Here is a 17,780-nt window from a genome sequence, read left to right as displayed (position 1 = left end):
AGTTTTGCAATTATTTAAAGTCAGGATACTTATCACTTAAGAAAATACCCTGACTTTTTATAACGTATTATTTCAAATTATAAACTAGCGTACTGTTAACTTTAAAAAGCGTTTTTTTCCAAGTTTAACGATATATTCACCGCTGACTAAAGGGGTATTCGGGTCGTTACAAATAACGCCATCAATACTTAAAGCCCCTTGTTTCATTAATCTTTTGGCTTCTGAACGAGAGTCAACCAAACCTGATGCTTCCAAAAACGCTTGGGGCATTGAGTTTTCGCCATGCTCACAAGTATAAGTTGGTGCATCGTCAGGCACGCCACCTGTTTTAAAAACAGCGTTGAACTGAGTTCTGGCTTCTTCTGCGGCGGTTTTAGAGTGATACATGGCAGTTATTTCTTGAGCGAGATCTTCTTTTACTGTTTTGGGGTGCTTTTCGCCTTTTTCCACGGCTTGTTTGAGGGCTTGAATTTCGCTTAAACTTTTTGTGGAAATCAGTTCAAAATAACGCCACATTAACTCGTCGGAAATAGACATTATTTTTCCAAACATATCATTGGGTTGATCAGTAATTCCAACATAATTACCCAATGATTTTGACATTTTTTTAATTCCGTCAAGCCCCTCGAGAAGTGGAACGGTTAAGATACATTGTGGTTCAATTCCGTAGCTACTTTGTAGAGAACGCCCAACCAACAAGTTAAATTTTTGGTCTGTTCCGCCAAGTTCAACATCAGCCTTTAAAGCAACGGAATCATAACCTTGGCACAAAGGATAAAGAAATTCATGAATAGAGATAGGTATTTGATTTTTAAAACGTTTTTCAAAATCATCTCTTTCCATCATACGAGCAACCGTATAACAAGAGGTAAGTTTGATAAAATCTTGGGGGCTGAGTTTATTTAACCATTCAGAGTTAAACATTACCTTGGTTTTTTCCGGGTCTAATATTTTAAATACTTGACTTTTATATGTTTCTGCGTTGGCTAAAACTTGTTCTTCGGTGAGAGGCGGGCGAGTTTCCGAACGCCCTGATGGGTCGCCGATTCTACCTGTAAAGTCGCCGATTAAAAAGATAACTTCGTGTCCAAGTTCTTGAAAGTGGCGTAATTTGTGAATTAAAACCGTATGTCCTAAATGGAGGTCGGGGGCGGTTGGGTCAAACCCTGCTTTAATTTTTAAAGGTTGATTGCGAGCGATTTTTTTGCGTAATTCACCTTCGTCGATAAGTTCAACAATACCGCGTTTAATTTGTTTCAATTGAAGGTCGATTTCTTCTGTGCTTAATTTGGCATTCAACATTTTTTCCTCAATAAGATCTTTTAATATTTGTATAAACTAAGAGAATCAATTAGTATTGACTACTAAAGTGCAAATAAATTTTTAAGAATGGTAAAGATTAAGCAAAAACTTAATTGCTTAATCCTTTAAATGCAAGCAAAACAATAACAGATTACAAAATAATTAGTAGCTGAACAACAAAATACTAAAACTTGAAGCATTTTGTTTATTTTGCTAATATTTCGTTATAAATACATTTTAACATATTTTATTAAAATATTTTTTAAGTGATATTATGAGCATGAAAATTTATCGCATAGGTGAAGCCGCTGAAATACTTAACTTAAAAAGTTTTGTCCTACGCTTTTGGGAAACGGAATTTAAAGAGCTGGCTCCGCAACGCACACACAAAGGGCAACGCCTTTACTCTGAAAAAGACTTAAAATTATTAAAACGCATTAAATTTCTTCTGCATGAAAAAGGTTTGACTATTGAAGGTGCAAAAAAAGCTTTGGTAGAAGAACAAAACATGGCAACACCACAAAGTGAAAAAAACACGAGCGAAAAAAACAAATCGGACAATATTGAAATTCTAAAAAATGAAGAGCCTGCCTACGTTCGTTTACAAAAACAAACGGAACAAACGTTAAAGTTTTTGCAACAAAGCCAATTAGATTTTGGTGTTAATAATGAGCAAAAAACTGACGGGTCTTTCTCAAGAAATAATAATGAACTTGAACAATTAAAACTTATCCCAGAGTTAAATATTCCGTCTCAGTCTCAAAAAAAAGCTCAAGATGAGACCCAACAAAATCTTTCTCAACAACAAGACCGTGAATTGATAAGTGCTGTGATTAATGATTTACTTGCCTTAAAAAAACTCTTAAACTAGCTTCGTTAACGATCGCTATTACACTATTGCCTAGTTTTTAGTGGGCTGTTTAAGTTTTTTGATTGAAAATTATTTATATATTTTAAGGAATTATAATATGTTGCTTTCTCCATCTTTGTTGTCTTCCGATTACGGACATTTGGCTGATGAACTTAAAGCCCTTGAAAAAGCTGATTTGAAATGGGTTCATTGGGACGTAATGGACGGTCAGTTTGTTCCGAATATTACTTTGGGAGCCCCAATTATCAAGTGCTTGCGTAAAGAGAGTAACTTGTTTTTTGATGTACATTTAATGGTCGATAGACCTGAGCGTTTTTTAGTTGATTTTGCCGAAGCTGGGGCTGATTTGATCTGTGTTCATGCCGAAGCCGGTAATCACTTAAACCGCACGATTCAAGAAATTAAAAAACTCGGAAAACAGGCAGGCGTGGCATTAAATCCGCATACGCCTTTAAATGTTTTGGATTATATTTTGCCTGAGCTTGATCTTGTTTTGATCATGAGCGTTAACCCCGGGTTTGGTGGTCAAAAGTTTATTCCTTATACTTATGCAAAGGTGCGTGAGTTAAAAGAAAGAATTAATAAGCTAAATTTAAAAACTTTAATTCAAATAGACGGCGGTGTTGACTTAACAAATGCCAAAGCCTTGGTTGAAGCCGGGGCAGATGTTTTGGTTTCCGGTTCGGCGTTTTTCAATTTTCCACCTTATGGCGAGAGAGTAAAGGCGTTTTATAAAGCGATAGAGTAGAGAAGATTAATGTTGTTTTCAGTGGGTTGTCTGGATATTTTTTAACTCTTTACCTTGTAGGTGATAACTATGAATGACAAAAAAGTGATATCACTCAAAGATCCTTACAATAAGGATAAAAAAGATCTCATACAATCAGTTGATAAAATATTAGAAAATGAAGAAGGTAATTGTATTCATATTAGTCGCCTTTATAATATATTATCACATAGGAACATTAATTCAGATGCTACTGAATATGATGCTATTGCTAGAAAACTAGGCTTAAAATATAAATTTTGTTGTTTAGGGGATAGCATAGATTTGCGATATAGATTAAAAGAATTTGGTTTTCATATTGATGATACGAGTGAGCCAGGAAGAATTATTGTAAGCAAACCACAAAAATAAAGGACAAAAAAATATGACTAAAAATACTAAACAACATGCGAAAGTAGCAATTTTTATGGGTAGTGCGTCTGACGAAGCTTTAGTTCGTCCTTGCACGGAAATTTTAAATCAGCTTGATATTCCATACTTTTTTACAATTACTTCCGCACACCGCACCCCTGAACGCACCGCCGATTTAATTAATGAACTTGAACAAAATAATTGTCAGGTTTATATTTGTGCGGCGGGAATGGCGGCTCATTTAGCCGGTGCAGTAGCGGCAAAAACCATTAAGCCCGTGATTGGAATTCCCCTAAACGCCTCGCCTTTAAACGGAATGGACGCACTTTTGGCAACGGTGATGATGCCTCCGGGTTTTCCTGTTGCGACTGTGGCTTTAGATAAGGCGGGTGCTAAAAACGCGGCTTGGTTGGCGGCACAAATCTTGGCTTTAAAAGATGACAAGTTGGCTGATAAAATCAAATCCACTAGAAAAGAATTTAAGCAGGCTGTTGAAGAAGCGGCAAGTAAATTGAAATAGTTTTTGTTAACTCTTTTAATTTATAAATTTTATATAAAAACCCCACTTAACTTTTTTATTAAAGTCAGGTGGGGTTTAATTTGTTTTTTTGTTGCAAAAATTAGAATTTTGCTTGTAACAATTCGCTAAACGCCTTACAGCCAACGGTTTTAGCCCCTTGCATTTGACCGGCTAAGTCTTCGGTTACGGTTTTTTCTTCCAAAGCTTGATTAATCGCATTATAAATTAATTGAGCGGCTTCGTTCCAACCGATATGTTCAAGCATCATTGCGCCGGATAAAATAAAACTTGAGGGGTTAGCTTTGTCTTTTCCGGCAATAGCGGGAGCCGTTCCGTGGGTGGCTTCGTAAAAAGCAAGTTTTTCAGACATATTAACGCCTGGTGCCATGCCTAAACCGCCAACTTGTGCGGCGAGAGCGTCGGAAATATAGTCTCCGTTTAGGTTTGGAGTAGCAATAACAGAATATTGTTCGGGTTTGATTAAAACATCTTGAAACAATGCGTCGGCGATACGGTCTTTGATTATCAGTTTTCCCGCAACTTTGTTGTCTTCGGTGCAACATTTATCGCCGAATTCTTTGGCGACTTCATAACCCCAAGCTCTGAACCCGCCTTCGGTAAATTTCATGATATTACCTTTGTGCATTAAAGTTACACTAGGCTTATTTTGAGCCAAGGCGAATTCTATGGCTTTTTTTACCAAACGCCCCGAGCCTTTTTGAGTCATGGGTTTTATACCAATAGCCGCACTTGCATCAATTTTTGCACCAAATTCAGAACGTAAAAAATCAATAAGTTTTTTGGCTTCCGGGCTGTTGGCTTCATATTCTATTCCGGCATAAACGTCTTCGGTATTTTCTCTAAAAATAACCATATCTACGAGGTCTGGTCTTTTTAAAGGTGATTCTATACCCTTAAACCAACGTATTGGGCGAATACAGGCATATAAATCAAGGGTTTGACGCAAGGTTACGTTTAAACTGCGAAAGCCTTTTCCGACGGGAGTTCCAAGAGGCCCTTTAATGGCTAATTCGGCATTTTTTAAAGCGTTTAACGTGGCTTCGGGCAGCAACTCTCCCGTTTCTTTTAAAGCTTTTTCGCCTGCCAAGAGTTCTTTCCACTCCAAGCTTTTTTTCCCGGAATAGGCTTTTTTTACGGCGTTGTTAAGAACATTTTTCCCAGCATGACTAACTTCCGGGCCGATTCCGTCGCCTTCTATAAAATATATGGTTTTTTGCATTCAAGACTCCGTTATGATAATTTTTTTAGTTAAAATACAAAAAGCAATTTAGCCATTTTGCCTAATAATTTCAGTATAGCGATTTAAAAAACGTTCTTTTGCCGAAGCCGGAGGCAATAAATCTAAATTGATCCCCCAAGGTTCAAGAAGGTTGTCTCCCCATAACTCCGGATACATGCCAAGTTGATGAGCTTCATCGGCCAAAAGGCGTGAATCGGCATTTTTGACTATCTCAGGTTCTTGAAGGTCAAGTTTAAAACGCAGACAAACAGCTTTCATTACTTTTTTTTCCATCGCTTGATAATCATTTAAAAGCAGTTTGACGGGACGAGGCACATCAACAAGATAAGCTTCGCCAGCATCATGTAACAAGCCCCATAAAGCGTATTCTTTAGGTACCAAAGAAGATACCAAAACACTATGTTCGGCAACAGAAAAAAAACTGCGACAATGTCCGCCCCAACGGCAAGAGTTGGCGAGAGAGTGGGCAATATCTTGGATATTAATATCTTCGGGTTTGGGGTTTAAAAGACTAAACATTTTACCGCTAAAAGTTATGACGCTTCCATGTTTTGGAACAGCCGTCGAATAATCTCTTTCAGAATTCATACACAACCCTTTTAAAGCTAAAATCTATGAAATAAATTATGCGTTATATTTGGCGTCATGGCAAGTTAAGAGTCTTAAAAAACAAAAATATTTTTCGTTTTGTTTTGATTTTAATTAAAATATATGAATTTTATGTTTTTATAGTTGCGATAGTTTTTGCTGTTTGTTATCATAGCACTGAAGTTTTTGCTGTTTGGTCTGTGCAATTAATTTTTAGAAATTACGGCATCTTAAATATTTATTAAATATTGGTGAAATGGATATGTCTACACAAGATATACTAAAAGAAAGATTCCCTAAAGCTGCGCTTGACAACCCGGCTATGTTGATGCTGTTTGATATAGCGCGTATGAGGCTTGAAAATAATATCAACTTACCCGGTTATCAAGCTCCTGAGTCTGAACTTTCAGTTCAGAACATAAAAACAAATATTGCAAATATTGATCCTATTGATATTGTCCAGATGGAAGTAAGGCTTCCCTCTGTTCCCCCTGTGTTAAGCGAGCTTCATAGCGTAATTTCAAGACGCCACTCTACGGCTGACCATGTTGCCAAGGTTATTTTAAAAGACACCGGCTTGTCTGTTTGGTTGTTAAGACTTGTCAACAGCCCTTTTTTTGGATTTGCGGTTAAAGTTGAAACTGTTTCTCGTGCGGTTGCCTTGGTTGGAATAAAACAAATTCAGTCTTTGGCGATTGGTGGTGCGTTAAATGGTTTAGCGGCTCGTTTAAGACCTGATGTTTTAGATATACGTTCTTTTTGGCGACACAGTATGTCCGTTGGAGTTTGCGCCCAAGAAATCTGGCGTATTACCGGGCGTGCCGAGCCTGAACGCTTGTTTGTTGCCGGAATGTTGCATGATGTTGGACACCTTTTACTTGCTACTACTGCTCCGGAAACCTTTAAATCCGTTAGCTATACAACCAGATCTCGAAAGGGCTATTCGTGGGAAGTGGAAAATGAACTGCTCGGTTTTGATCATGCCAGACTTGGGGGCATGTTGTTGCACCGCTGGAATATGCCACTACCTTTAATTATGTCAGCTTTACGCCATCATTCGGCTGAAGGTATGGACCGCTATAATGAGGCGGCGGTTATACATATTGCTGATATTATTACCAAAGGTCTTGGTGCAAGCACTCATTTCGCTGACCCTGTTCCGCATTTGTTGCCGGAAGCATGGGAGATAAGCAGTTTAAGTCCGGAGATGTTACCGAGTATTATTGAGGCTATGCAGGTCAAGATAGAAGGTTTGTCAAAGGTCGGCTTGGCTTAAAGATTTCTTTGTTTTATTATGAGGTTGGGATTGGTTTAAGGTTTAACGTAATGGTTGTTCCTCGTGATTCAAGGCTTTGAACGTTAATTCCACCACCCATTTCTTCCAAGGCTTTTTTTATTAAAATAAGTCCACTTTTTTCTTTGTTTTTTCTTAAAAGCGGATTAAAAAGTTGGGGAATTCTTTCCGGGGCGATCCCTTTACCCGTGTCTGTTACTTGTATTTTGACTGTTCCGCTTATTTGTCGACTGCGTATGGTAATTATTCCGGAATCAGCTATTGCGTTTCTGGCGTTATCAATCAGCTCTGAGAGACATTGTCGTAAGAGTTCGCTATCCCCTTTAACCTTGGCTAAACCGTCATGTAGGTCGGTTTTTATAATCAAATTTTCTCGAGTATTGGTTTTTTGATAGTGTCCAACTACCTCTTTAATGAGTTCATTCACAAAGACAATACCTTGTTTGGGAGAAATTGGCTTTATAGCTTCGGAAAGTCTGGAAATTAAGCCGTCAAGGCGTTGTGATTCGTCGAGTATTGCCTGTACTTTGTTTTGAGCAGACTCAGAAAGCTCTTGATTTTTCAATAAAGAGTTTGCAAAACCGCCGATTACGAAAAGCGGGTTTCTAAGTTCGTGAGTAATTTGATGTAATAGGGCTAACTCGTTAGAGATACGCTTTGAAATTTGTTCTTCTTGTTGTAAAACCACTTGGGTTGTTACATCACGACGCATTAAAAATACCCTGACTATCTCTCCGTTATAATTGAGAATTGGGGAAACATGCACTCTAAAATAAACTATTTCACCTTCAGCGTTAAAAAAAGATAAGTTTCTTTCAACGTGTTTTTTAGTTTTAATACACTCTTCAAAGGGGCAGGGTTCAAGATTTTCTACGGGGCAAAAAGGGGTACTTTCTATTTGTTTAAAGTTTTTCCCGATATATTGATTTTTTGAACCGCCGACGCTGTGTAAAGCGGCTTTATTTAGATTGATAATAATGCCATCAGGTGATAAGATTAAAAAAACTTCGTTAAGGTGATCAATTATACTGCCGACCATGCGTTCTGTTTGAGCTAAAATTCCGTTATGCGAAAGCTTATGAATTAATGTTTTCATAAACGAGGCAAAAGATTCTAGTTGTAACGATATGATTTTATTAAAAGTAGGCAGGGGATCATTTTCATAACCGAGAAAAAAAAGTATTTCTATATCTTTTTCTTTTTCTACCAGTTCTTTAATTGTAGTATAACGCCTTGAATTGCCTAGAGGTTTGACGATTGTTTCGGGTAATTCCGCGTTATTTAGTATCAAGCCGAGAATTTCAAAGTGGGGCAGTATTTGATATTTTCGGCTGGTGAGATATAGTGAGTTTAGTGAACCGAAAAAATTAAGGTCTATTCCGTCTTTACAGACTATTCCCGCTTTAATGACGGCACTGTCATCTTTGTCATATAATGTGGCAGTTTTTTTATTCATTAGTTTTACTCCTGCATTTATAATATGATTTTGATACTTATGTAATAATACGTTTAGAGCATTATTTATTCAGAGTAGAACTCTTTGACAGCGGGCTTGTATAGTTGTAATAACGCATTCAGAGATTGATATAGCGTTTTGTACTAAAGTATTAAGCTAAAAATATAATTATAAAATTAAGCTGATCTTACCCCATTGAACAAAAAAAAACAAATAATTTAATAGAAAAAAATATGTTGAAAATATACCCTATTAGTCTTGGTTGTCCTAAAAACCGTGTTGATACGGAAAAGTATCTTGGAGCTTTGTCGGCAACTTTATCAGAAAGTTCCGAAGACGCCGATTTGGTTTTTATCAATACTTGTGGTTTTATCCAACCTGCTATTGCTGAAAGCGTAAAAATTATTTTGGAAGAAATAAAAACACGCACAGTATATCAAAAAAACAACTCTGATTCGCATACTAAAATTGTTGTAGCCGGTTGTTTAGTCGGGCGTTATGGTCAAGGGGCTTTACAGGAAGAGCTTTCTGAGGTTGATCTTTGGTTAGATAATAAAGACACTTCTAACTGGGCTGATTTAACTTTAAATTTTTTAAACCAAGACGAAGCCTTAAAAAATAAAGTCAATAAAATAAACTATCAGGGACGTTTTTTAACGACCGCTCCTTCTTATGCTTGGCTTAAGGTCAGCGACGGTTGTGAGCATAATTGCGCTTTTTGTACTATTCCGTCTATTCGTGGAAAGTTACGCAGTCGTAAGATTATTGATATTCACTCGGAAGCAAAAATGTTGGTTGATGGCGGAGTAAAAGAGTTGGTTTTAGTGGCACAAGACCTTTTATCTTGGGGCAAAGATTTAGATAAGACTGAAAAAAAACACGGCATTCAAAGCGTCTTAGAAAAACTTTTATCTTTACAAGGTTTGGCTCGGTTGCGTTTAATGTATCTTTATCCTGCCGGATTAACAAAGGAACTTTTAAGTTTTTTACAAGGTGCGGGTAAACCTTTTGTCCCTTATTTTGATATTCCGTTGCAACATTCACACCCCGATATTTTACGGACTATGGGGCGACCTTTTGCTCAAAACCCTGAACTGGTTTTAGATAGAGTCAGAGAATATTTCCCTGAGGCGGCGTTAAGAACTTCGTTAATTGTCGGTTATCCCGGTGAAAAAGAAAAGCATTTTGAACATTTAATGAACTTTGTAGAAAAACAGCGTTTTACTCACTTAGGTGTCTTTTCTTTTCAAGCCGAAGAAGGCACTCCGGCGGCACTTTTAGAACAAAAAAAGAGTCAAAAAGTAAGCCAAAAATTAAAAGAAGAACGCAGAAAAAACTTAATGTTATTACAAAAAGAAATTAGTGCGGATAATCTTAGTAAGTATCTTGGGCATGAACTTGAGTTTTTAGTCGATAGCGTCCACCCGGAATGGGAAGGGTTGCACGTCGCCAGAGCGTGGTTTCAAGCCCCTGAGGTCGACGGCGTAAGCTTTATTAGCGGAAAAAACGTAGCCCCGAATAAAATAATCAAGGGAGAAGTAGTAGAAACTCAAGATTATGACTTGTCGGCTTTGGCGTAACTTTTATTGACATAAAGAAAGTACTAAGTATAAAGCTAATTATTTTAATGTGAAATTAATAACAGTGAGCATATACAAACTTTTCCCAGTTTGTGAGTTCTTGCTTTGTTAAAGGTCTTGTGGTTCCGTCTGCATTATGCCACAGACCATTTACGGGTGAATCTTTCGCAAAGGTGATAGTGATAAGTTTTTCTCTGTTGTTGCCATAAAAGTTTGCAACCCCTTCTTTGACATTAGCGTGATAGATGAGTTCTGCATAAAGCCTTCCGGTTTTATTGTATAGTTTGGCAATCCCTTCCATATTACCTGATACCCAAGATATTTCAGAGGCAACTGTTCCATCTTTGTGATAGTCTTTTTGAATACCGTTTTCCATATCATCGACAAATGGGGTTTCAAAAAGTAAAGTTCCTTTTTCAGAATAGTGTTTTGACGTACCTTCTCTTTTACCGTTTAGAAAAGTAGTTTCAGACATAATTGTACCACTCTCATAATATGTTTTTGTAATACCTTCTATTATGCCGTCTAAATATGGCGTTTCATCTGCGATACGTCCACTTTTGTAATAAATCTTTTGAGTGCCTTGTTGTTTACCATTGATAAATGATCTTTCAGAATAAAGTTTTCCATTTTCATAATATGTTTTTTTAGTGCCATTTAGCTTTTTTCCCAAATATGGAGTTTCTTCTTGAAGTTTTCCGTTGATTCCATAAAGGCAGATCATATAAGACTCCGCTTGAAGAGATTTATATGCATTTTTTTCTATGTGTTCATATGCTTTATCTTTTTTTACTTCTTCGAGAGTAAGGGGGCATGAATCTTGTGCAAAGACAATAGGTATATTACTAAATAAAGAAACAGCGGCTAAAAAAGCAAATACGGAAATAAAAAATCTCATGATGATAATGTTCCTTTTTAATTAAGGTTGAGTTATTACGCATTGCGGATGCATGTCTAGATTGAAAAGCTTTGGACCATCAGCATCAGTAACTGTTTTCTTTACTCTATTATCATAATAATCATCTTGTATCTCCCTAAGATACTCAGAAGCTCGTATAAAATTGCGCAATTTTAGTAGCTCTTCATCTGTCAAAGGTCTTGTTGTTCCATCTTGGTTATAATATGTGCCTTCGCCATAGATACGACTACTATCGGCTTTAGATTGTAAGATTGTTCCGTCTTGTCTGTATAATTTTTCGACCCCTTTAGGTTTTCCCGCTATAAATTGAATTTCAGCGTAAATTTTACCATTTTCATTGTATATTTTTGTGATTCCTTCCAGTTGGTTTTCTGTAAACTGAGTTTCATAGGCAAGGATACCATCTTTTCTATAGATTTTTTCAACTCCTTCTAGTTTGTCTGCAAAAAATGGAGTTTCGCTATAAAGTGTTCCATTTTCGTAATATTTTTTCATAGTTCCTTCTATTTGATTTTTTACATATGGAATTTCAGCTTGAAGATTCCCGTTTTCATAATAGTATGTTGCAATTTTTTCTTTTTTACCTGCTATATATGTTTCCTCAGCTTTAAGCTTTCCATTTTCATAATAAAGTTTGGCGTTTCCTTCTGGTTCTCCTGAGACATACGTGCCTTCTCCTGCAACCTTTCCGCTTTTATAATAAAATTTGCAAATCCCATTTTCTTTGTCGTCAATAAATGTGGTTTCCGCTGTGAGTTCTCCACTGAGGCGATATGCTTTTTGCACTCCTTCTTTTTTCCCGGCTATAAATGGCGTTGCTATATATTGGCTTGGAAAATGGAGAGAGTATTCTTTAGGGTATTCTTTTACAAGTCCTTCTATTTGATTATTTACATAAGGCGTTTCTGACAAAAGATTGCTGGCACCATAGTCGCATATCAGATAAGAATCCCCTGATTGAAGAGATTTATATTCCTTTGGTTTTATACGTTTAAATCTCTTATCTTTTTTTACTTCTTCGAGAGTGCGGGGGCATGAGTCTTGTGCAAAGATATTAGGTATATTACTAAATAAAGAAACAGCGGCTAAAAAAGCAAATACGGAAATAAAAAATCTCATGATGATAATGTTCCTTTTTAATTAAGGTCGAGTTATTACGTATTTCGGTTTCATATCTAGATTGAAAAGCTTTGGACCATCAGCATCAGTAACTGTTTTCTTTATTCTATTAGCATAATAATCATCTTGTATCTCATTAAGATACTCAGAACCAGTCCAGATAAAATTGCTCCATTTTAGTAGTTCTTCATCTGTCAAAGGTCTTGTTGTTCCATCTTGGTTATAATATGTGCCTTCGCTATAGGTACGACTACTATCGGCTATAGATTGTAAGATTGTTCCGTCTTGTCTGTACAATTTTGCAATCCCCTTAGGTTTTCCCGCTATAAATTGAAGTTCAGCGTAAAGTTTACCATTTTCATCGTATATTTTTGTAATTCCTTCCAGTTGGTTTTCTGTAAACTGAGTTTCATAGGCAAGGATACCATCTTTTCTATAGATTTTTTCAACTCCTTCTAGTTTGTCTGCAAAAAATGGAGTTTCGCTATAAAGTGTTCCATTTTCGTAATATTTTTTCATAGTTCCTTCTATTTGATTATTTCTATATGGAATTTCGGCTTGAAGATTCCCGTTTTCATAATAGTATGTTGCAATTTTTTCTTTTTTGCCTGCTATATATGGTTCTTCGCCTTTAAGCTTTCCATTTTCATAATAAAGTTTGGCGTTTCCTTCTGGTATATTTGCGACACACGTTAATTCCCATGAAACCTTTCCGCTTTCATAGTAAGCTTTGCCAATCCCGTCTGCTTTATCATCTACAAACGGTATTTCACCTTTAATTTTTCCACTCGGGTGATATACTTTTTGCACTCCTTCTTTTTTTCCGGCTATAAATGGAGTTTCTCTTGCAACTTGAGGCACGCGTGCTTTTTCGTAGTAATATTTTTCAAGCCCTTCTTGTTTGCCATTTACATACGAAATTTCTCTGTAAATAAGCCCACTCCAGAAATAGTCGCATTTCAGATAAGAATCCGCTGATTGAAGAGATTTATATTCCTTTGGTTTTATACGTTTAAATCTCTTATCTTTTTTTACTTCTTCAAGAGTGAGGGGGCATGAGTCTTGTGCAAAGACAATAGGTATATTACTAAATAAAGAAACAGCGGCTAAAAAAGCAAATACGGAAATAAAAAATCTCATAATGATAATGTTCCTTATATAATCAGCTTTGCAAATGTTCTTGACCGCCTGCGATAAGGGCGGTAGAATTAGCGACACTTATTTTAGTGTTCTTTGTAAATACTGTTTATTTTGTTTTATTTCAACGATAAATATATCTTTTCATTCTTTTATAAATATACAATATGTCTAAACTTCCTACTTTTTATATCTTTACTTTTGGTTGTCAGATGAATGCTAATGATTCTGACTGGTTAAAGCGTGCTTTATTGAGCTATGGTTTTGAATATACGACTCATGATAAAGCGGAATTAATTATTTTTAATACTTGTTCCGTGAGGGATAAGCCGGAACAAAAGGTTTATTCCGAAATCGGGCGTTTTTCTAAAATAGCCCAAAGAAAAAAAAGAAAAATAATGATCGCCGTGGGAGGTTGCGTTGCACAACAGGTCGGCAAGACGCTTCTTTCTCGCTTTCCATTAGTGAAATTAGTTTTTGGAACAGATAATTTAGCTCAAGTACCTAAGTTTATGTTAGAGGTTGCCCAAGACTCCTCTAAGCGTTTTTGTTTAACTGACTTTAACGAAGAAATAAATGAACGCACGCATTATTTTGAAATGATGAACGTTAAAGAACAATCAGGTTCTGCTTTTGTAAATATTATGCAGGGTTGTGATAATTTTTGTTCTTACTGTATTGTTCCTTATGTAAGAGGCAGGCAAAAATCTCGCAATAGTCAAGCCATATTAGATGAATGCCAAGGTTTGATAGAAAAAGGTTGTCGAGAGCTTACTCTTTTAGGGCAAAATGTAAATTCTTATGGTCAAGATAAGACGGGAGACGGTACAAATTTTAGCTCGCTGTTAAAACAGCTTTTACCTCTTAAGGGGTTAGAACGCCTACACTTTATGACAGCTCACCCTAAAGATATCTCTGATGAACTAATTGAATTGTTAGGCAGTGAAAAAAAGCTAAGTCCTCGTTTACATTTGCCAATACAGTCAGGCTCAGATAAAATTTTAAAGTTGATGAATCGTAAGTACACAGTGAAAGATTATCTTTTATTGGTTGAAAAAGTGCGTAAAGTTCGGTCTGATATTCAGCTTTCAACAGATATGATGGTAGGTTTTCCTGATGAAAGTGATTTAGATTTTAAAGATACTTTAACTATAATGAACGAAATAAGATTTTTGGACATATATTCTTATATATATTCTGACCGTCCAAATACAAAATCTTTGATGTTTAACAATAAAATAGAACGTAAGCTTGGTTTAGAAAGGCTTAGTATACTTCAAGAGCAACAAAAAGAATATACAAAAAATATTTTATCTGCTATGCTTGGTAATATTACAGAAGTTTTTGTTGATACAAAAATATCAAATCAACAACTGAGTGTAACGGAACAAGGTATATTGGGCTGGCAGGGAAAAGACCACTTTGATACAACCGTTAACCTAATTGTTAAAGAAGATATAGCTCTTAACGGTCTGATTGTTCCATCAAAAATTATAGAAACAGGTCAACATTCTCTTGTGGCTGTACAGGTAGGTAAGGCATGGTAGAAATGTATGTACTCGGCTTAACGCTTGAAGAAGAAACGAAAGCCCCAATAATTACTTTACATTCTAAAAATACCGGTATTAATTTACAAATTATAGTTTCACCGCTTGAAGGTATGAACTTGTCTATGGCATTGCAACAACTTGGTGCACGCAAAGCCCTGACGCACGAACTTGCCTTAAAGCTAGTTGAAGTATTTGACGGTAAATTGTTGGCAGTAGAAATATATCAACCCGGTCAAAATGTCTTTAATGCTGATTTGCTTTTAGAATCATCAGAGGGAGAAACCTTAAGAATAGACGCAAGACCGGCTGATGCGATTATTCTTGCCATGAGTGCAAAGTGTCCTATTTTGGTTAGTAAAGAACTTTTGGATAAGCAAGGTATTAGAGATTTTAAAAATACGGAAATGGCAACCCAGGTTAAAAACTTTGATACTGAAAAGTCTAAAATGTCAAACCTTTCAGAAGAACCAAAAACCCCAACGATTACGGTTTCTATTTTAAAAAAAGATGCTAATGGCGTAGAAAAAATAGTTGATACAATTAAAACCGAACTACGTCAGGTTTCGTCTAATGCGAATAATCTTGATAACATAGAAGACAGAAAAAAATGGTTGGAAAAAGTACAAGAACAGGCTTTAATCAGTAAAGTCGTGGAAACAGTAAATGCGGAAACAAAGGGAACCGAAGACGAAAAACGTTGGCAAGAAATGTTGTCGAAGGAACCTTTGTCAAAATATAAAATGTAACTATGCTTGAACTTTTAACTCATACAACCTTAAGCGACGGAAGCCAAACCCCGGCTGAGGCTTTGCGTTCGGCTAAAATACAGGGTTATCAGGCTCTTGTGCTCTCTGATCATTGCGACCCTTCTAACTTGCTCGAAGTGATTGAGGCAAATAAACGACTTAAAGAAGTGGCTTTGCATATAGGCATAGACCTTATTGTTGGCGTTGAGTTAACTCATATTCCCCCACCTTTAATCGAACAATATGTTTTGACCGCACGCAAACTAGGAGCGGAATTTGTGGCTGTTCACGGTGAAAAAATAAACCTTAATACAAAAACGAACCCTTTTAACCCTCAGTCCAGTTTAATGGAAAGAGGAACTAACCTTGCGGCAATTTTGGGCGGGGCTGATCTTTTGGCTCACCCGGGTTTAATTTCAGAAGAAGAAGTAAAATTAGCGAGTGAACTCGGTGTTTTTCTTGACCTTTCGGCTTTTTCAAAAAACGGCTTGTCTAACGGACATATCGCCAAACTAGCTTTAAAATATAATGCAAAGTTGGTTGTTTGTGCCAACCCTCATGCCGATTTAGATTTTTTGACCCAAGAAGAATATAAAATTGTGGCGAAAGCCGCCGGTTTAAACAACGATGATGTAACAAAAATGTTACATGATATTAATATGTTGCTCTGTAAATTATATAAACGTTGAGTGTTTTTTTATATAACCTTTTTGATATATTAGAAGCTTGATAACTAATTTTTATGATAAAAAAAAACTATATTCTTTTAGTCTTAAGTCTATTTTTAAACTTAATTTGTTTTAGTGAACTACAGGCTTGGCCATCTAAAAATAATAAAGAATATGCTGCGTTATATTCAACAGGCGGTTGGATTCCCGATAGTTCCGAAGGTTTTGAACTTGCCGTTTGGCTTCCTAGTCAAAAACCTAGTTCTTTTTTTGAACTTGATGGCTGGAATCTGTTGCGTTTTAGCTCTACTGTGGCTGAAGCGACCCATAAATATCCTTTGATTATCATTGCTCATGACAGTATCGGCAACCGTTTCAGCTTGAATGATGTAGCCACCAAACTTGCCGCTAGTGGGTTTGTTGTTGTTGCTCCTACTTTTATTGGAGATAATCTTGATGATATGAGTAAGGCTCTTACTCTTGAGAGCTTATTAATAAAGCCCAAACAGTTGGTTTATACGATAGAAACTGTGTTGCATTCGGAAGAGTTTGGATCGCATATAGACAGCTCGAGGATTGGGTTAATTGGAATAGGAAACGGGATAACGCCTGTGTTACAGCTTGTAGGGGCAAGTTTAAGCGAAGAGGGTTGGAGCAACTATTGTCCTTCCGGTGAAAGCTCTGATTTTTACTGTCAACCTATTGTTAAAAGTGAAGTAACCCAACTTATAACAGACTTAGTTGCCTTTAAAAAAACGCCCGAAGCCTTTATGTTAAATCCGCCTTTACAGAGTGCTTTGTTCCCAAAGCCTGAAGTGAAAGTAGAAGAAGTTTTGCCGCCTTTGCCACCTGATCATGATAAAAATATAAAAGACAATACAGCTAAAAAAAATAAAAAAGCCAAAGATAAAAATAAAAAGAATACCGCTTCTGATAATATCGATACTATCGGAACAACTGAGCTAAGCGAAGCGGAACAACAGGCCGTTTTAGCGGAACAAAAGCAAATTGACAAGATGTTAAATAATAAAACACAAGATAAAATTATAATAAAAAGTGTTTTGCTTTTAACGCCGGGACATTCGTTTTTATTTAGTGATGAATCATTTAAAAATGTTACTCTGCCTATTGCTTTAGTTTTGGCTGAAGATGACGAACTTTATCCTTTGGAAAATCATGGACTTCCTTTAACCGGAAAGATAGGCGGTATGCCTGAACAAGTTGTTTTTGAAAAAACAGACCATTACTCTTTACTTGCTCCATTACCCAAAAAGTTAACCGCTCTTTTGCCTGAGCTTTCAGGTAGGGCAACGTTGAAACAAAGGGCAAAAATTGCAGAAAAAAGAGATAGTGAAATTTTAAGTTTTTTCAAAAAAACTTTGGGCGATGGTGTTGAATTGCCTGTAAATATAGGTAATGCTTCAGCTAAAACAGCAGAGAAAACCGAGACTAATGCTTCGGCTCAATTATCTTCAAAATAAAGAACATTGAAAACCTTCGTTTTGCGTGTTTTTTTCATCGTTTTATTTTCTGTGTACCTATAGAATAAAGCGTCTTAGGTCGTAAAAGCCACTAATTTTACAGGAAAATTCAAAATTACCTTTATTTATAGTGTGTTAGAGTGGCTTCCT

At 36.3% G+C, this 17,780-nt stretch carries 17 protein-coding genes; 10 read left to right on the top strand and 7 right to left on the bottom strand.

The features are described 5' to 3' along the window. Positions 1-84 precede the first annotated feature (84 nt). Entirely contained in the window at positions 85-1,302 is a 1,218-nt protein-coding gene (gene tyrS / locus BT999_RS03670; protein WP_072696417.1) for a tyrosine--tRNA ligase, read from the bottom strand. A gap of 274 nt (positions 1,303-1,576) precedes the next feature. On the opposite strand from tyrS, the gene BT999_RS03665 reads away from it, so the two are divergent. The 4 genes from BT999_RS03665 (at position 1,577) to purE (ending at position 3,831) form a co-directional block, all read left to right on the top strand. Next, positions 1,577-2,173, top strand: coding sequence for a MerR family transcriptional regulator (locus BT999_RS03665; protein ID WP_072696416.1), 597 nt, complete (start codon positions 1,577-1,579; stop codon positions 2,171-2,173). A gap of 97 nt (positions 2,174-2,270) precedes the next feature. Then, complete coding sequence (gene rpe / locus BT999_RS03660; protein WP_072696415.1) at positions 2,271-2,921, top strand: ribulose-phosphate 3-epimerase; 651 nt, start codon at positions 2,271-2,273, stop codon at positions 2,919-2,921. A 69-nt stretch (positions 2,922-2,990) separates the two neighbouring features. Next, entirely contained in the window at positions 2,991-3,311 is a 321-nt protein-coding gene (locus tag BT999_RS03655) for a hypothetical protein (RefSeq protein ID WP_072696414.1), read from the top strand. Positions 3,312-3,324: 13 nt separating this feature from the next. Further along, positions 3,325-3,831, top strand: coding sequence for a 5-(carboxyamino)imidazole ribonucleotide mutase (gene purE, locus BT999_RS03650; RefSeq protein WP_072696413.1), 507 nt, complete (start codon positions 3,325-3,327; stop codon positions 3,829-3,831). A gap of 100 nt (positions 3,832-3,931) precedes the next feature. On the opposite strand, the gene icd is transcribed toward purE, so the two are convergent. Both icd and BT999_RS03640 read right to left on the bottom strand, forming a co-directional pair. Then, entirely contained in the window at positions 3,932-5,071 is a 1,140-nt protein-coding gene (icd, locus tag BT999_RS03645; protein ID WP_072696412.1) for an NADP-dependent isocitrate dehydrogenase, read from the bottom strand. A 48-nt stretch (positions 5,072-5,119) separates the two neighbouring features. After that, entirely contained in the window at positions 5,120-5,680 is a 561-nt protein-coding gene (locus BT999_RS03640; protein ID WP_072696411.1) for a hypothetical protein, read from the bottom strand. A gap of 262 nt (positions 5,681-5,942) precedes the next feature. Here BT999_RS03640 and BT999_RS03630 point away from each other — a divergent pair, with 262 nt between their 5' ends. After that, positions 5,943-6,956, top strand: a complete 1,014-nt coding sequence (locus BT999_RS03630; protein ID WP_072696409.1) for an HDOD domain-containing protein — start codon at positions 5,943-5,945, stop codon at positions 6,954-6,956. A gap of 16 nt (positions 6,957-6,972) precedes the next feature. Here the strand turns inward: BT999_RS03630 and BT999_RS03625 are convergent, their stop codons facing one another. Then, complete coding sequence (locus BT999_RS03625; protein WP_072696408.1) at positions 6,973-8,430, bottom strand: two-component system sensor histidine kinase NtrB; 1,458 nt, start codon at positions 8,428-8,430, stop codon at positions 6,973-6,975. Between the two features lie 233 nt (positions 8,431-8,663). On the opposite strand from BT999_RS03625, the gene rimO reads away from it, so the two are divergent. After that, positions 8,664-10,010 carry a 30S ribosomal protein S12 methylthiotransferase RimO gene (gene rimO / locus BT999_RS03620; protein ID WP_072696407.1) on the top strand — a complete coding sequence of 449 codons (1,347 nt, stop codon included), beginning with the start codon at positions 8,664-8,666 and terminating at the stop codon, positions 10,008-10,010. Between the two features lie 55 nt (positions 10,011-10,065). On the opposite strand, the gene BT999_RS03615 is transcribed toward rimO, so the two are convergent. From BT999_RS03615 to BT999_RS03605, 3 genes are read right to left on the bottom strand one after another with little or no spacing between them, the layout of a single operon-like run. After that, entirely contained in the window at positions 10,066-10,908 is an 843-nt protein-coding gene (locus BT999_RS03615) for a toxin-antitoxin system YwqK family antitoxin (protein ID WP_072696406.1), read from the bottom strand. A gap of 21 nt (positions 10,909-10,929) precedes the next feature. Beyond that, positions 10,930-12,048, bottom strand: a complete 1,119-nt coding sequence (locus BT999_RS03610) for a toxin-antitoxin system YwqK family antitoxin (RefSeq protein ID WP_072696405.1) — start codon at positions 12,046-12,048, stop codon at positions 10,930-10,932. Positions 12,049-12,069: 21 nt separating this feature from the next. Then, positions 12,070-13,188, bottom strand: a complete 1,119-nt coding sequence (locus BT999_RS03605) for a toxin-antitoxin system YwqK family antitoxin (protein ID WP_072696404.1) — start codon at positions 13,186-13,188, stop codon at positions 12,070-12,072. A gap of 164 nt (positions 13,189-13,352) precedes the next feature. Between BT999_RS03605 and miaB the strand changes: the two genes are divergently transcribed. Genes miaB through BT999_RS03585 form a run of 4 tightly spaced genes read left to right on the top strand, consistent with a single transcriptional unit; the run spans position 13,353 to position 17,630 of the window. Beyond that, positions 13,353-14,732, top strand: coding sequence for a tRNA (N6-isopentenyl adenosine(37)-C2)-methylthiotransferase MiaB (gene miaB / locus BT999_RS03600; protein ID WP_072696403.1), 1,380 nt, complete (start codon positions 13,353-13,355; stop codon positions 14,730-14,732). Further along, positions 14,726-15,481, top strand: coding sequence for a bifunctional nuclease family protein (locus BT999_RS03595; RefSeq protein WP_084650576.1), 756 nt, complete (start codon positions 14,726-14,728; stop codon positions 15,479-15,481). The genes miaB and BT999_RS03595 overlap by 7 nt, the downstream gene beginning before the upstream one ends. A gap of 2 nt (positions 15,482-15,483) precedes the next feature. Next, a complete protein-coding gene (locus BT999_RS03590; RefSeq protein WP_072696401.1) occupies positions 15,484-16,170 on the top strand; it encodes a histidinol phosphate phosphatase domain-containing protein in 687 nt (228 codons plus the stop codon). A gap of 53 nt (positions 16,171-16,223) precedes the next feature. Continuing rightward, entirely contained in the window at positions 16,224-17,630 is a 1,407-nt protein-coding gene (locus tag BT999_RS03585; protein WP_072696400.1) for a dienelactone hydrolase family protein, read from the top strand. The last annotated feature ends 150 nt before the right edge of the window (positions 17,631-17,780 follow it).

Source organism: Desulfovibrio litoralis DSM 11393, from assembly GCF_900143255.1.
Lineage (GTDB): Bacteria > Desulfobacterota > Desulfovibrionia > Desulfovibrionales > Desulfovibrionaceae > Frigididesulfovibrio_A > Frigididesulfovibrio_A litoralis.
The sequence above is the reverse complement of the archived record's forward strand: the minus strand, read 5'-3'. Positions and strand labels throughout refer to the sequence as shown.

Excerpts from the sequence above, each read along its gene's own strand:
- tyrS (WP_072696417.1), bottom strand. The coding sequence starts at position 1,302 with ATGTTGAATGCCAAATTAAGCACAGAAGAAATCGACCTTCAATTGAAA.
- BT999_RS03665 (WP_072696416.1), top strand. The coding sequence starts at position 1,577 with ATGAGCATGAAAATTTATCGCATAGGTGAAGCCGCTGAAATACTTAAC.
- rpe (WP_072696415.1), top strand. The coding sequence starts at position 2,271 with ATGTTGCTTTCTCCATCTTTGTTGTCTTCCGATTACGGACATTTGGCT.
- BT999_RS03655 (WP_072696414.1), top strand. The coding sequence starts at position 2,991 with ATGAATGACAAAAAAGTGATATCACTCAAAGATCCTTACAATAAGGAT.
- purE (WP_072696413.1), top strand. The coding sequence starts at position 3,325 with ATGACTAAAAATACTAAACAACATGCGAAAGTAGCAATTTTTATGGGT.
- icd (WP_072696412.1), bottom strand. The coding sequence starts at position 5,071 with ATGCAAAAAACCATATATTTTATAGAAGGCGACGGAATCGGCCCGGAA.
- BT999_RS03640 (WP_072696411.1), bottom strand. The coding sequence starts at position 5,680 with ATGAATTCTGAAAGAGATTATTCGACGGCTGTTCCAAAACATGGAAGC.
- BT999_RS03630 (WP_072696409.1), top strand. The coding sequence starts at position 5,943 with ATGTCTACACAAGATATACTAAAAGAAAGATTCCCTAAAGCTGCGCTT.
- BT999_RS03625 (WP_072696408.1), bottom strand. The coding sequence starts at position 8,430 with ATGAATAAAAAAACTGCCACATTATATGACAAAGATGACAGTGCCGTC.
- rimO (WP_072696407.1), top strand. The coding sequence starts at position 8,664 with ATGTTGAAAATATACCCTATTAGTCTTGGTTGTCCTAAAAACCGTGTT.
- BT999_RS03615 (WP_072696406.1), bottom strand. The coding sequence starts at position 10,908 with ATGAGATTTTTTATTTCCGTATTTGCTTTTTTAGCCGCTGTTTCTTTA.
- BT999_RS03610 (WP_072696405.1), bottom strand. The coding sequence starts at position 12,048 with ATGAGATTTTTTATTTCCGTATTTGCTTTTTTAGCCGCTGTTTCTTTA.
- BT999_RS03605 (WP_072696404.1), bottom strand. The coding sequence starts at position 13,188 with ATGAGATTTTTTATTTCCGTATTTGCTTTTTTAGCCGCTGTTTCTTTA.
- miaB (WP_072696403.1), top strand. The coding sequence starts at position 13,353 with ATGTCTAAACTTCCTACTTTTTATATCTTTACTTTTGGTTGTCAGATG.
- BT999_RS03595 (WP_084650576.1), top strand. The coding sequence starts at position 14,726 with ATGGTAGAAATGTATGTACTCGGCTTAACGCTTGAAGAAGAAACGAAA.
- BT999_RS03590 (WP_072696401.1), top strand. The coding sequence starts at position 15,484 with ATGCTTGAACTTTTAACTCATACAACCTTAAGCGACGGAAGCCAAACC.
- BT999_RS03585 (WP_072696400.1), top strand. The coding sequence starts at position 16,224 with ATGATAAAAAAAAACTATATTCTTTTAGTCTTAAGTCTATTTTTAAAC.